This is a genomic window from Geodermatophilus sp. SYSU D00691 (assembly GCF_054050275.1).
Map to the genome: position 1 here is coordinate 88,286 of NZ_JBJGYZ010000020.1, position 12,207 is coordinate 100,492.

Sequence of the window (12,207 nt, forward strand, 5' to 3'; positions counted from 1 at the left end):
TGCGGGAGCTGCTGCCCGCGTGGCGGAACGGGGGTGCACCCGCTCCTGCCCCCGGATCGGTTCCCCGGTGCCGGGCGGCCGAACCACTCCGGCAGCGGCCCGGGAGGTGCTCCCTCCGGGTGATCCGACCGGCCGCAGCTCCTGGAGGTCCCGGAACGGCGACGTACGCTGTCGCTCCGTCCGCCGCACCCCGGAGCCCGACCGTGACCACCGCCCCGCACCCCCGCCCCGCCGAGCCGGCCGAGCAGGCGCAGGGACCGGGCGGCGACGCCCTGGCCGGGGCGGCCTTCGAGGAGTCGCCGGTCGCCCTCGCCGTCACCGACGGCACGGGCAACTGGGTCCGGGTCAACCGCATGCTCTGCGAGCTGCTCGGCTACTCCGCCGAGCAGCTGCTGGGCACGAGCTACCGGGCGCTCACCCTGCCCGAGGACCTCGCCCTCGACGACGCCGCCACCCGGTCGCTGGTCGCCGAGGGCCGGGGGCAGCCGGTGGAGAAGCGGCTGCGGCACGCCGACGGCAGGTTGCTCTGGGTGCGGGTCACCGCCCACCTGCTGCGCGACTCGCACGGCCTGCCGTGGGGCGCGGTCGCGGCCATCGAGGACATCAACGCCCGGCGGCTGCGCGACGCGGAGCTCTCCCGCCTGGCCCTGCACGACCCGCTCACCGGCGTCCGCAACCGGGCGCTGCTCGACGACGACATCGACGCGGCGCTGCGCGCGCGGGACCGGGACGGCGGCGTCGTCGCCGTCTGCTACCTCGACGTCGACGACTTCAAGGACGTCAACGACCAGCACGGGCACGAGGCCGGTGACCTGCTGCTGGTCGTGCTCGCCAGCCGGCTGCGCGAGGTCCGGCGCGAGGCCGACACGGTCGCCCGGCTCGGCGGCGACGAGTTCGCCCTCGTGGCCCACCTGCCCGACGAGGCCGCCGCGCGGCGGCTGCGCGACCGGCTCGAGGCCGTCTGCGCCGAGCCCCTGTCGCTCACCGACCTGACCGTGCCGCTGCGCGTCAGCGTCGGGATGACCGTCGTCGACGCGCCCGGTCGCACCGCCGCCGCGGTGCTGGCCGCCGCCGACGCCGCCATGTACGAGCGCAAGCGGCGGCGCCGCCGCGGGTAGCCGCTCACCAGGAGCCGCCGCCCCCTCCGCCGGAGCCGCCGCCGACGCTGCCGCCACCGCCGCTCCCGCCGCCGGACGACGACGGCGCCGTGCTCGCCGCCGAGCAGCCGGAGACGAACGTCGGCCCCAGCGTCGTGAGGTGCAGGACGTCGGGGCCGGCCCCGGTGCGGGCGCCGACGAGCGACGCCAGCTGCTTCCACCGGTCGGAGACGCCCAGCGCCACCGCCCAGGCGGTGTAGCGGCCCAGCTCGTCGCCCACCTCGTCGACCGCCGTGCCGGATCCCGAGGCGAGGAACAGCCGCAGCGACTCCGTGCGCAGCCAGGCCGTCGCGCCCTGCGGCGTGAGCACCCGCAGCTCCCAGCCGCGCACGGCGGTGGACAGCCCGACGCCGGCGAGCACGCCGCCGACCGCGGTGAGCATCAGGCCGCGGTCCGCCGCGTGCGCGGCCACCGCGGCGCCCCACCAGGTGATCCCGATGCCGGCCAGCGCGGCCAGGGAGGCGGTCCAGCGGATCCCCCTGGCGCGGCGCTCGGCCCGGACGTCGACGAGTCCCGAGGTGCGCTGCCAGCTGCGCAGGTCCCGGGCGAGGGCCTTCCAGAACGCGGCGAAGTCCTGGTCGTAGGTGCCCAGCGTCAGCCGCCGCCGGCCGCGGAAGGCCAGGTCGAGCAGCGGCGCGCGGGGGCCGTCGTCGCGCAGGCGCACCAGCACCGACGTCTTCTCCGTCGTCCCGGGCTGGATCTCGAGGTCGCCGTCGACGGCCGCCTCCACCAGCCAGGCCGCCTGGTGCCGGCCGAAGACGTACCCGTCCCGCAGCACGCCGCCCTGCGCGGGGCCGAGCCCCTCGGGCACCGCCGACGACGGGCCGGCGTACGACGCCAGCTCGTCGAGGTCGACCCGCGCCTGCTCGCCGGGGCCGGCGAGGGACGGGATGCCGACGGTGGGGACGTGCTCCCGGCCGGCCCGCCGGAGCAGCCACGCCACCACCACGCCGCACAGCAGGACGATCCCGGTGAACAGCGCGGCGGGGGCGAGCACGCCGGTGCCGTCCGGCTCGACCACGGCCGGTGCCCCGGGCAGGGCGGCCGCGCCGGTCAGCGCGGCGCCGGGGACCGCCGAGACGGTGACCCCCTCGCCGGCGTCGAGGTCGGCGGCCTCCGCGACGAGGTGCCCGGGTGCCTCCTCGATCAGCGGGCACGGGTCGGTGGCGGCGTACCGCCCGGCCACGCACGTCCCGTCCGTCAGCTCGGTCGCGGCCACCACGTGCACCTCGGCCTCGACGATCGGCACGTCCCAGTCGCTGCCGACCGCGTCCCACGCGAGCTCCCCCTCCGGGGAGACCACGTTCTCGAGCGTGTACTCGACGACGTACCGGTGCTGGCCGGAGACCGTCTCGAACGGGTCGCCGATCTGCAGGTAGGCGCCGTAGGTGGTGCGCAGCTCGAACTCGTCGGGCGCGGTGGGGGAGGAGACCTCCACCGGGTCCTCCTCGCGCAGGTCGGGGATCGACCGGTAGATGCCGTGGCGGTCGTTCGCCCCGAAGTCGTAGTCGACGACCTCGACCACCCGGGCGCTGCCGTCGGCGGCCACGACCGCGCCCACCCAGAGCCGGGCGACGCGCTCCCCGGACGCCACCCGGGTGGCCAGCAGCGTCGCCAGCGCCACCAGGCCGAGCAGCACGACCAGGACGACGGCGTCGATCCGCCGGCGCCGCCGGTTGCCCGTGAGCCCACCCGTGCCCGCCATGCCCCACCTCCGCCGGATCTTCTACCGGACCGGCGTCACACCATGGGGTTCCCGGCGCGCGCCGCCCCTGCGGGTCCGTGATCATGACCGGGTGATCACGATCGGGCGACGCGCCGTTGCGGGCCGCCCGCGGGCTCGTTGACCCCGGCGTGAGCACCCTGCGCCGCGCCGACGCCCTGGCCTCGTGGGCGCCGAGCGGCCGGGGCGCCGTGCCGCTGATCGTCCTGCTGGTCAACGTCGCCAACCTGGTCGGCGTCGGCACGGTGGTCCTGCTGCTGGTCGGCGTCTCCGGCGGGGACTCCGGCGACGGCCGGGCCGCCGTCCTGCGGACCGCGCTGGCGTACACGGTGCTCGCCCTGCCGGTCGGCACGCTCGTGGGGCTGCGCCGCCAGCGGGTCACCAACGCCTGGCTGACGGCCGGCCGGGAGCCCACTCCGGGGGAGGCGGCGCACGCGCTGCGGCTGCCGGTCGACACCGCCGTGGTCGCGGCGGTGACCTGGCTGGTGGCGGCGGTGCTCATCGGCGTCGTCTCGGCCGTCGCCTTCCCCGACGCCCGGGTCGGCATCCGCACCGGGGTGGCCACCGCGCTCGGCGGCGTCGTCACCGCCGGTGTCACCTACCTGCTCGTCGCGCGGGCCGCGCGGGCGGTGACCGCGCGGGCGCTGGCGGCGCACCCCCCGGCCGGCCGGCTCACCCTCGGTGTCCGCCCGCGGCTGCTGCTCACCTGGGCGCTGACCAGCGGGGTGCCCCTGCTCGGCCTCGTGCTGCTGTTCCTCGACCCCAGCAACCCCGACGGGCCGGGGCGCACCGCCGTCGTCTTCCTCTCCGTCGTCGCCGTGCTGGTGGGTGCGCTCGCCACGCTGCTGACCGCGCGCTACGTCGGCCAGCCGTTGCGCGACCTGCGCCGGGCGGTGCAGCGGGTGGGCGGTGGGGACTACACCGCCAGCGTCGTCGTCGACGACGCCGGCGAGATCGGCCTGCTCCAGGAGGGGGTCAACAGCATGGCCGCCGGGCTGGCCGAGCGGGAGCGGCTGCGCGACCTGTTCGGCCGGCACGTGGGGACGACGGTGGCGCAGCGGGCGCTGGACGCGGGGGTGGAGCTCGGCGGCGAGGTGCGCACGGTCGCGGCGCTGTTCGTCGACATCGTCGGCTCGACCTCGCTGGTCCGCCGCACCGGCCCCGAGCGCATGGTCGGGCTGCTCAACCGCTTCTTCGAGGTCGTCGTCGAGACCGTCGAGGCCGAGGGCGGGCTGGTGAACAAGTTCGAGGGCGACGCGGCGCTGTGCGTCTTCGGCGCACCCACCGAGCACCCCGACCCGGCGGGTGCGGCGCTGCGCGCGGCGCGGCGGATCTGCGACGGGGTGCAGGCGGCCGGCGAGGTCGACATCGGCGTCGGCGTCGCCTGCGGCCAGGCGTGGGCCGGCCAGGTCGGGGCGGCGAGCCGGCTGGAGTACACGGTCATCGGCGACCCGGTCAACGAGGCGGCGCGGCTGACCGAGCTGGCCAAGGAGCACGCCGGCCGGGTGGTGGCCAGCGAGCCCACGGTGCTCGCCGCCGCGCCGGGCGAGCGCGAGCACTGGGTCCGCGACGGCGAGGTCGAGCTGCGCGGCCGCGGCGAGGCGACCGGCACCTGGGTGCGCAGCTGAGGCCCCGTCCCGGGTACCGCCCCGAGCTTGCGAGGGGTGGGGAGGACGGGGTCCTTCCTCAGGCGGCGGACTGCGGACCGTGCGCCTTGACCACGACCAGGACGTCGCCGGTCTCGAGGTTGCCGATCAGCGGGTCGTCGAAGCGGAACGTCTGCGAGCCCCGGGTCACGGTGAGGACGACGTCGCGCAGCTGCCGCGGGTCCAGCCCGACCTCGCCGGACTTGACCTGCCGCTGGTTGAGGTCGAGGCCGTGGCCGGAGGTGAGCAGGTCCTCGACCACCGAGACCACGCGCGGGGCCGCTGTCGACAGGCCCATCAGCCGCCCGGAGGTGGCCGAGGTGGTGATGACCGTGTCGGCGCCGGACTGCCGGAGGAGCTGCGCGTTCTCCTCCTCCCGGACGCTGGTGGTGATCGGCACGCCCGGGTTGAGCTGGCGCACGGTGAGCGTGATGAGCACCGCGGCGTCGTCGCGGTTGGCGGCCACGATCACCGACCGCGCCTTCTCCACCGCGGCCCGCCGCAGCACCTCGGTGCGGCCGGCGTCGCCGACGATGCCGGTGAGCCCGCTGGCCGTGGCCTCCTCGACCGCGGCGGGGTTCGGGTCGACGACGACGATCTGCTCCGGCGGCGTCCCGGTGGCCTGCAGCGAGCGGATCGCGCTGCGCCCCTTGGTGCCGTACCCGCACACGACGACGTGCTGGCGCACGCGTGACCTCCAGCGACGGATGCGGAACTCCTCCTGCGAGCGCGCGGTCAGCGCCTCGAGGGTCGTCCCGATGAGGATGAGCAGGAACGCGATCCGCAGCGGCGTGATCACGAAGATGTTGACCAGGCGCGCGCCCGGCGTGATCGGCGTGATGTCGCCGTACCCGGTCGTCGAGAGCGTGACGGTCGCGTAGTACAGGGAGTCGAGCAGGGAGAGCCCGACGGCGTCGCCGTCGCGGTAACCGTCCCGGTCGAGGTAGATGATCGCGACGGTGACCACGAGGACGACGACCGCCAGGACCACGCGCCGCCCCACCTGGCGCAGCGGCGACTCCTCGACGTGCGCGAGGTGGACCCCGGTGTGGGGGTCCTCCCGGCGCTCGGCCGCCCGGTTGCCCATGAACACGGGCGGGACCATAACCGGTCAGCGGTCCCGCTTCGCGGTGGACGCCGGACCGCCGAGTCCCGCGTCACGCGCACGGGCGACGGCCGCGGCCCGGTCGGGGACCTGCAGCTTCACCAGGACGGCGGAGACGTGGTTGCGCACCGTCTTCTCCGACAGGACCAACCGCCGGGCGATCTCCCCGTTCCGCAGGCCCGCGGCGAGGAGCTCCAGCACCTCGCGCTCCCGCTCGGTGAGCTGCGGGAACGCCGTCACGCGGTAGTCCGCGGCGACCCCGGTGTAGAAGTCGACGATCCGCCGGGCGACGGCCGCGCCGTAGACGGCGTCCCCGCGGGCGACGGTGAGCACGGCGCGGACGATCTCCTCCTGGTCCGCCCCCTTCAGCAGGTAGCCGCGGGCCCCGGCCCGCAGGGCGGCGAACAGCGAGGCGTCGTCCTCGTGCATGGTGAGCACCAGGACCCCGGTGCCGGGGGCGAGCCGGGCCAGCTCGGCGATCGCCGCGGTGCCCGACAGCCGGGGCATCGACAGGTCGGTGAGCACGACGTCCGGGGCGTGCCGGGCGACCACGGCGAGCAGCTCCTGCCCGTCCGCGGCCTCACCGACGACGTCCACCTCGGGGGCGGCGTCCAGGACCGCGCGCAGGCCGAAGCGGTACATCGGGTGGTCGTCGGCGACGACGACCCGCACCGCCGTCACGGCGTGCCCACCGGCAGGGCCGCCACCACGCGGGTGCCCTCGGGACCGCTGGTGACCGTGAGGTCCCCGCCGACGGCGCGGGCCCGCGTCCGCATCGACGCCAGCCCGACCCCGTCGGGGCGCCCGCCGTTCCCGGAGATGCCGGCCCCGTCGTCGCACACCGTCAGCTCCAGCCGGCCGTCCCGGGCCCGCAGGCCGACCTCGGCGCGACCCGCGCCCGAGTGGCGGGCGACGTTGGTCAGCGCCTCCTGGGCGATGCGCAGCGCAGCGGTCTCGACGTCCGGCGGCAGGGGCGGCAGCTCACCGGCGGAGACCCGCACCGGTACCGAGGCCGACACGGCCTGCGCGTGGCGCTCGATGGCCGGGACCAGCCCGACGTCGTCGAGCGCCGCGGGGCGCAGCCCGTCGATGATGCGGCGCACCTCGCCGACCGCCGAGTCGACCTCCTCGCGCAGCCGCGCCAGCAGGGGGGAGGCGGCCTGCTGTCCTTGCAGCGCCTGCACGCCGAGGCTGATCCCGGCCAGCGACGGACCCAGCCCGTCGTGCAGGTCCCGGCGGATGCGGTCGCGCTCGGCGTGCGTCGCGGTCAGCACCCGGTCGCGCTCGCGCTCGAGGGAGTCGGCCAGTTCCAGCGCCCGGAGGACGGCCGCGACCTGCGGCGCCAGCACCGCGAGCAGCCGCTCGTCGCCCGCGGTGAACGCCTCGCCGCTGCCCCGGCGCGCGACGGCGAGGGTGCCGACCGCACGGCCGCCGACGCGCAGCGGCAGCCGGACCGCGTCGTCGGGCACGAGGTCACCGGTCGCCGCCGTCGTCCGGCCGGCGGGGTCCAGCACCGCGGCGCCGGGCGCGCGCAGCGCCGCCGTGACGGTCTCCAGGACCGCGGGCAGCAGGTCGGCCTCCTCGACGTCGGCCACCCGGTCGCCCAGCCGGGCCACCGCGGCCACCGGGTCCCGCCGTTCGCCGTAGACGAGGCGGTCGGCCGCCACCTGCAGCCGCGACCGCGCCGGGCTCAGCGCCACCGCCACCAGGGCCGCGGCCACGGCACCGGGGACCGGCGAGAGCGTGCGGCCGAGGGCCGCGGCGGCGACCGCCGCGAGCGCCAGCCACGCCAGCAGGACGGCGCCGGTGAGCACGCCGTAGACCAGCGCCCGGGTGACGACGATGCCGAGCAGCCGGTACCGCACCACCCCGACGGCGAGGGCGACCGGGACCAGCACCGCGCTCAACCCGAACAGCCACTCGGGAGCCGGCACGAGGAAGATCACCACGAGCAGCGGCAGCACCACGCACACCAACCAGGCCAGCTGCTGCCGCTCCGGCGGCCGGGCCCGGGCGAGCCGCACGCCGGCGCCGATCCAGATCGCCACCGCGCCGCCGGCCAGCGCTGCCGCCGCGACGACGGCGACGGCGGTCGTGGGCCACCAGGAGGGGAGCGTGAGCGGGGGCGGACCGGAGGACACGAAGTCGTCGTAGGCGGCCGGGTCGAAGCTGGCCAGGACCGTGAGCACCGCCAGGCCGGCGCCGGCCGCCCACGCCGGCCAGCGGGTCCAGCGCGAGGTCAGCCGGCCGGTCGGGTAGAGGGCGACGAGGACGGTGGCCGGCAGCAGCAGCGAGGGGATCCAGAGCATCGAGCCGGCCTGCGCGGCGTACCGCGCCAGCGGCCACTGCGGATCGGCGACGTCCACGCCGTAGCCGCCGTACGCGCCCAGCCCGACGCTGCCGGCCTGCAGCAGCCCGCTGGCGACCACGACCTAGCCGACCGCGTTGCCCGGCCGGGCCGCGACGACCCCCGCCCCCACGGCCGCGGTGAGCACCGCCCACACCCCGCCGACGACGGAGTGCGGTGCCCCGGGGACGTGCGCGTTCACCCACACGGCCAGCCCCAGCGCCGCGACGCAGAGCGCGGTGGCCGCGACGGCGGCGGCGGTCCCGGACCGGCGGAGGCGCACGGCGACAGTCTGCGGCCGCGGACGTCCCGGGTGGCCCTCCTCGTGTCCCGGATCGACCGGGAAACCGTCCCGGCCGGGTGCCTGCTCCCGGCTCAGGCGCGGGGACGCCCGGGATCGGGACGGTGAGCCCGGCCGGGAACACCGGCCGATCCCGATCCGAGGAGGCCCACCATGACCGTCGACTCCGTCACCCAGCGCCCCACCCGCCTGCGCCCCGACCCGTTCGTCGCCGGCGGCGCCGTCGCCGGCCTGGCCTTCGGCCTCGTCGGCCAGTACGTCGGCACCCCGTGGAAGACCGCCGGCCGCTGGGAGGTCGGCTTCCACGACAACGGTGGCTGGGCCGCGCTGGCCGCCCTGGTCGGCTTCGTGGTCGTCGGCGCCCTCGCCACCACGGCCTTCACCGCCGCGGCCCGCGGTCGCGAGCCGGGGCGGACCGCCCGCCGCGCGCTCGGGCTCGCCGTCGTCGGGGTGCTCAGCCTCGTCGTCTTCTGGACGGCGCTGCCCGCCGTCCTGGCCGCCGGCGCCCTGGGCCTCGCCGCCGACGCCCGGTCCCGCCGGGGCAGCACCCCGCCCGCCGCGGCGGTCGCCGTCGCGCTCGCCGTCCTCACCGTCCTGTCCGCCGGCTGGCTCGCCGTCACCGGCTGACCGCACCGACCCCCTCAGGAGACCGCCATGTCCCGCACCCGCCGCACCGTCCTCGCCCTGGCCGCCGTCGTCGCCGGCGCCACCGTGCTCGGCACCGTGCCCGCCGCCGCCGACCAGACCCTGCGCCTCACCACCATCGCCTCGGGCAACACCGACCTCGACCTCGCCCCCGGGGAGCCGGGGCCCGGCGACACCCAGGTGTTCCACGACGAGGTGCGGCAGCGCGACGGCCGCCGCGTCGGCACCGCGGAGGGCGCGTGCACGATCACCAGCTTCTCGGAGACCAGCCTGTCGGCGTACTGCTCCGCCACCGTGCTCTTCGACAACGGCTCGTCGCTGACCCTGCAGGGCGGCTTCGACGAAGACCCGTCGGTGGGCCCGACCGAGTTCCGCTGGGCGGTCACCGGCGGCACCGGTCGCTACCGCGCCGCGAGCGGTGAGGCGACCGGCACCTTCCGGGACGACCAGGTCGACGGGTTCGACGCCGTCGACCTGGAGATCCGGCTCCGCTGACCTACTGCACTCCCGAGCTCGCCGCCCGCTCGCGGGCGGCGAGCTCGCGCTTGAGCACCTTGCCGGCCGCCGAGACGGGGATCGCGTCGATGAACACGACGTCGCGCAACCGCTTGTAGGGCACCACCCGCTCGTTGACCGCGGCCATCACCGACTCGGCGGTCAGCCCCGCGCCGGCGTCGTCGGCCTTGCGGACGACGTAGGCGACCGGCAGCTCCCCGGCCTCCTCGTCGGGGCGCCCGACCACCGCCGCACCGGCCACCCCCGGCAGCCCGAACAGGATCTCCTCGAGCTCGCGCGGGAACACGTTGTAGCCCTTGTAGAGCAGCATGTCCTTGGTCCGGTCGACGATCGACAGGTAGCCGTCCTCGTCGAGGATCCCGACGTCGCCGGAGTGGAACCAGCCGTCGGCGTCGATCGCCTCGGCCGTCGCCTCCGGGCGGCGGGCGTAGCCGCGCATCACCTGCGGGCCGCGGATGCACACCTCGCCGCGCTCGCCGGGCGGCAGCGGGGCGCCGCCGCCGAGCGGCTGGATCGAGATCTCGGTGTCGAAGACCGGCACGCCCACGGTGCCGGCCTTGCGGGTGCCGGAGACGAACGAGGGATTGCCGGTGGCGATCATGGTCACCTCGGTGAGGCCGTAGCCCTCGCCGATGACGGCGTCCGGCAGCAGCGCCTTCAGCTTCTCGATCAGCGGCACCGGCAGCGGGGCGGCGCCGCTGGAGATGCCGCGCACGCTGGACAGGTCGGCGGTCTCGATGCCCGGCACCTGCAGCAGCGCGACGAACACCGGCGGTGCCCCGCCGATGGCGGTGACCCGGTGCCGCACTGCGTCGGCCAGGTAGGCGGCCGGGTCGAAGCGCATGTGGATCACGACCGTCGTCCCGCTCATGACCAGGCTGTTGAGGTAGCCGATCACCCCCATCGCGTGGAACCACGGCGTGAGGTTGACCAGCACGCCCGTCCCCAGCCGGGTGGGGAACTCCTCGGCGCTGCCGACCTGCTGCAGCGTCACGTCGCCGGCCTCGTCGAGGGCGGGCAGCGAGCCGGACGTCCAGCACTGGGCCTGGAGCACGTTGGTGACGACGTTGCGGTGCGGCAGCTCGACGCCCTTGCTCACGCCGGTGGTGCCGCCGGTGTAGGCCAGGTGGGCGAGGTCGGCGGCGACGTCGACGCCGGCGTCGAGGTGCCGGTCGGCGGGGTCGGCGGCCAGCAGGTCGGCCAGGTCGACGTCGGTGTCGGCCAGCCCGGGCAGGCGGGCGGCGAAGTCGAGGATGTGCGCCTCGCCGGTGACCAGGACGGTCTCGACCGGGGTCGCGGCGAGGGCCTCGCGGACGAACGGGAGCACCTTGTCCCAGGTGACGACGACCGTCGCGCCGGCGTCGGTGAGCTGCGCGGCCAGGTCGGGGGCGGGCAGCAGCGGGTTGGTGGGGGAGAAGGTGGCCCCGGCCAGCAGGATCCCGTAGTAGACGGCCGGGTACTGGCGGCAGTTCGGGATGTGGACGGCGACGACGTCCCCGCGGCCGACGCCGTGTTCGGCGAGCCAGTTCGCCACCGCGTGCGCGCGCTGCCCCAGCTCGGTGTACGTCAGCGGGACGTCGTGGTCGACGAACGCCGTCCGGTCGCCCCACCGGCGTACGGCGGCGCGCAGGATCGACCCGACCGGCACCTGCGGGTAGTCCAGGGTGCGGGGCAGCCCGGGCGGCCAGCTGGCGGCGGTGGCGGGGGCGGGCTGCGTGGCGGTCATGCTGGTCCTCTCCGATACGGGCGGGTACCGGCACGTTAGCGTGACGCAGCTCACGGGCGGGAGGGGGAGGGATGGCGTCGCAGCGCACCGCGCTGGTCCTCGGCGGCGGGGGCATCACCGGCATCGCGTGGGAGATCGGCGTGCTGGCCGGGCTGGCCGAGGCGGGCGTCGACCTGACCGGTGCCGACCTCGTCGTCGGGACGTCGGCCGGCTCGGTGGTGGGCGCGCAGGTGACCTGCGGCGGCGCCCCGGAGTTCCTGTTCGAGCGGCAGCTCGAGCCGCCGTCGGCGGAGCGGGTCGCGCGCATGACGCGGGCGAACCTGGCCCGCTACGGCTGGGCGATGCTGGCCAGCCGGGGCCGGGACGTCGAGTTCCGCCGCCGGGTCGGCGCGCTGGCGCTCAGGGCCGAGGCGGCCGGGCTGACCCCGACCGAGCAGGAGCGGCTCGACGTCATCGGCTCGCGGCTGCTCAGCAGGGAGTGGCCGGAGCGGCGCCTGGTCGTGACCGCGGTCGACGCCCTCACCGGGGAGTTCCGGCCGCTCGACCGCGACTCCGGCGTCCCGCTGCCGCGGGCGGTCGCGGCGTCGTGCGCCGTGCCCGGCGTCTACCCGCCGGTGACCATCGACGGCCGGCGCTACGTCGACGGCGGCATGCGCTCGGCGTCCAACGCCGACCTGGCGCGCGGCTACGAGCGGGTCGTCGTCCTGGCGCCCATCGCCCGCGGGGTGGGGCCGCTGACCGCCGTCGACGCGCAGGTGGGCGCGCTGGGCGCGCAGGCCGCCGTCGTCACGCCGGACGAGGGCAGCCGCGCGGCGATCGGCCGCAACGTGCTCGACCCGGCCGCCCGCGCACCCTCGGCGCGGGCCGGCCGGGCCCAGGCGAAGACGGTCGCCGACCGCGTCGCCGCCGTCTGGACGTGAGCGGAGTGGGGGGGGGGGGGGGGGGGGGGGGGGGGGGGGGGGGGGGGGGGGGGGGGGGGGGGGGGGGGGGGGGGGGGGGGGGGGGGGGGGGGGGCGCGGGGGGTGGGGGGGTGGTGGGGCC

At 76.9% G+C, this 12,207-nt stretch carries 11 protein-coding genes; 5 read left to right on the plus strand and 6 right to left on the minus strand.

Translation table 11 applies throughout. From position 1 onward, the window contains the following. The first annotated feature begins 203 nt into the window (after positions 1-203). Complete coding sequence (locus ACI797_RS15805; protein ID WP_456859660.1) at positions 204-1,118, plus strand: diguanylate cyclase domain-containing protein; 915 nt, start codon at positions 204-206, stop codon at positions 1,116-1,118. A 4-nt stretch (positions 1,119-1,122) separates the two neighbouring features. Here the strand turns inward: ACI797_RS15805 and ACI797_RS15810 are convergent, their stop codons facing one another. Further along, positions 1,123-2,862: a DUF2207 domain-containing protein gene (locus ACI797_RS15810; RefSeq protein ID WP_456859661.1), complete on the minus strand. Its 1,740-nt coding sequence runs from the start codon at positions 2,860-2,862 to the stop codon at positions 1,123-1,125. A gap of 149 nt (positions 2,863-3,011) precedes the next feature. Between ACI797_RS15810 and ACI797_RS15815 the strand changes: the two genes are divergently transcribed. Beyond that, the gene (locus tag ACI797_RS15815; RefSeq protein WP_456859662.1) at positions 3,012-4,508 is read left to right on the plus strand and encodes an adenylate/guanylate cyclase domain-containing protein; all 1,497 of its coding nucleotides are present in this window, start codon (positions 3,012-3,014) and stop codon (positions 4,506-4,508) included. Positions 4,509-4,566: 58 nt separating this feature from the next. On the opposite strand, the gene ACI797_RS15820 is transcribed toward ACI797_RS15815, so the two are convergent. From ACI797_RS15820 to ACI797_RS15835, 4 genes are read right to left on the minus strand one after another with little or no spacing between them, the layout of a single operon-like run. After that, the gene (locus tag ACI797_RS15820; protein WP_456859673.1) at positions 4,567-5,613 is read right to left on the minus strand and encodes a potassium channel family protein; all 1,047 of its coding nucleotides are present in this window, start codon (positions 5,611-5,613) and stop codon (positions 4,567-4,569) included. A gap of 24 nt (positions 5,614-5,637) precedes the next feature. Further along, on the minus strand, positions 5,638-6,312 hold the full coding sequence (locus ACI797_RS15825; protein WP_456859663.1) for a response regulator: 675 nt from the start codon (positions 6,310-6,312) through the stop codon (positions 5,638-5,640). After that, positions 6,309-8,060 carry a histidine kinase gene (locus tag ACI797_RS15830; protein ID WP_456859665.1) on the minus strand — a complete coding sequence of 584 codons (1,752 nt, stop codon included), beginning with the start codon at positions 8,058-8,060 and terminating at the stop codon, positions 6,309-6,311. Before ACI797_RS15830 ends, ACI797_RS15825 begins: the two co-directional genes overlap by 4 nt. Before the next feature lie 3 nt (positions 8,061-8,063). Next, positions 8,064-8,261: a hypothetical protein gene (locus tag ACI797_RS15835; protein ID WP_456859666.1), complete on the minus strand. Its 198-nt coding sequence runs from the start codon at positions 8,259-8,261 to the stop codon at positions 8,064-8,066. 171 nt (positions 8,262-8,432) lie between these two features. Between ACI797_RS15835 and ACI797_RS15840 the strand changes: the two genes are divergently transcribed. Both ACI797_RS15840 and ACI797_RS15845 read left to right on the plus strand, forming a co-directional pair. Further along, positions 8,433-8,906 carry a hypothetical protein gene (locus tag ACI797_RS15840; protein ID WP_456859667.1) on the plus strand — a complete coding sequence of 158 codons (474 nt, stop codon included), beginning with the start codon at positions 8,433-8,435 and terminating at the stop codon, positions 8,904-8,906. Between the two features lie 27 nt (positions 8,907-8,933). Continuing rightward, positions 8,934-9,419 (plus strand): dirigent protein, encoded by a 486-nt coding sequence (locus ACI797_RS15845; protein ID WP_456859668.1) that lies wholly within the window; start codon positions 8,934-8,936, stop codon positions 9,417-9,419. 1 nt (position 9,420) lies between these two features. Here ACI797_RS15845 and ACI797_RS15850 read toward each other — a convergent pair whose 3' ends face one another. Continuing rightward, entirely contained in the window at positions 9,421-11,166 is a 1,746-nt protein-coding gene (locus tag ACI797_RS15850) for a class I adenylate-forming enzyme family protein (RefSeq protein WP_456859669.1), read from the minus strand. Positions 11,167-11,237: 71 nt separating this feature from the next. Here ACI797_RS15850 and ACI797_RS15855 point away from each other — a divergent pair, with 71 nt between their 5' ends. Then, complete coding sequence (locus ACI797_RS15855; protein WP_456859670.1) at positions 11,238-12,086, plus strand: patatin-like phospholipase family protein; 849 nt, start codon at positions 11,238-11,240, stop codon at positions 12,084-12,086. Positions 12,087-12,207 lie beyond the last annotated feature (121 nt).

Coding starts and splice junctions, on each gene's coding strand:
- ACI797_RS15810 (WP_456859661.1), bottom strand. CDS start 2,862: ATGGCGGGCACGGGTGGGCTCACGGGCAACCGGCGGCGCCGGCGGATC.
- ACI797_RS15820 (WP_456859673.1), bottom strand. CDS start 5,613: ATGGGCAACCGGGCGGCCGAGCGCCGGGAGGACCCCCACACCGGGGTC.
- ACI797_RS15840 (WP_456859667.1), top strand. CDS start 8,433: ATGACCGTCGACTCCGTCACCCAGCGCCCCACCCGCCTGCGCCCCGAC.
- ACI797_RS15845 (WP_456859668.1), top strand. CDS start 8,934: ATGTCCCGCACCCGCCGCACCGTCCTCGCCCTGGCCGCCGTCGTCGCC.
- ACI797_RS15850 (WP_456859669.1), bottom strand. CDS start 11,166: ATGACCGCCACGCAGCCCGCCCCCGCCACCGCCGCCAGCTGGCCGCCC.
- ACI797_RS15855 (WP_456859670.1), top strand. CDS start 11,238: ATGGCGTCGCAGCGCACCGCGCTGGTCCTCGGCGGCGGGGGCATCACC.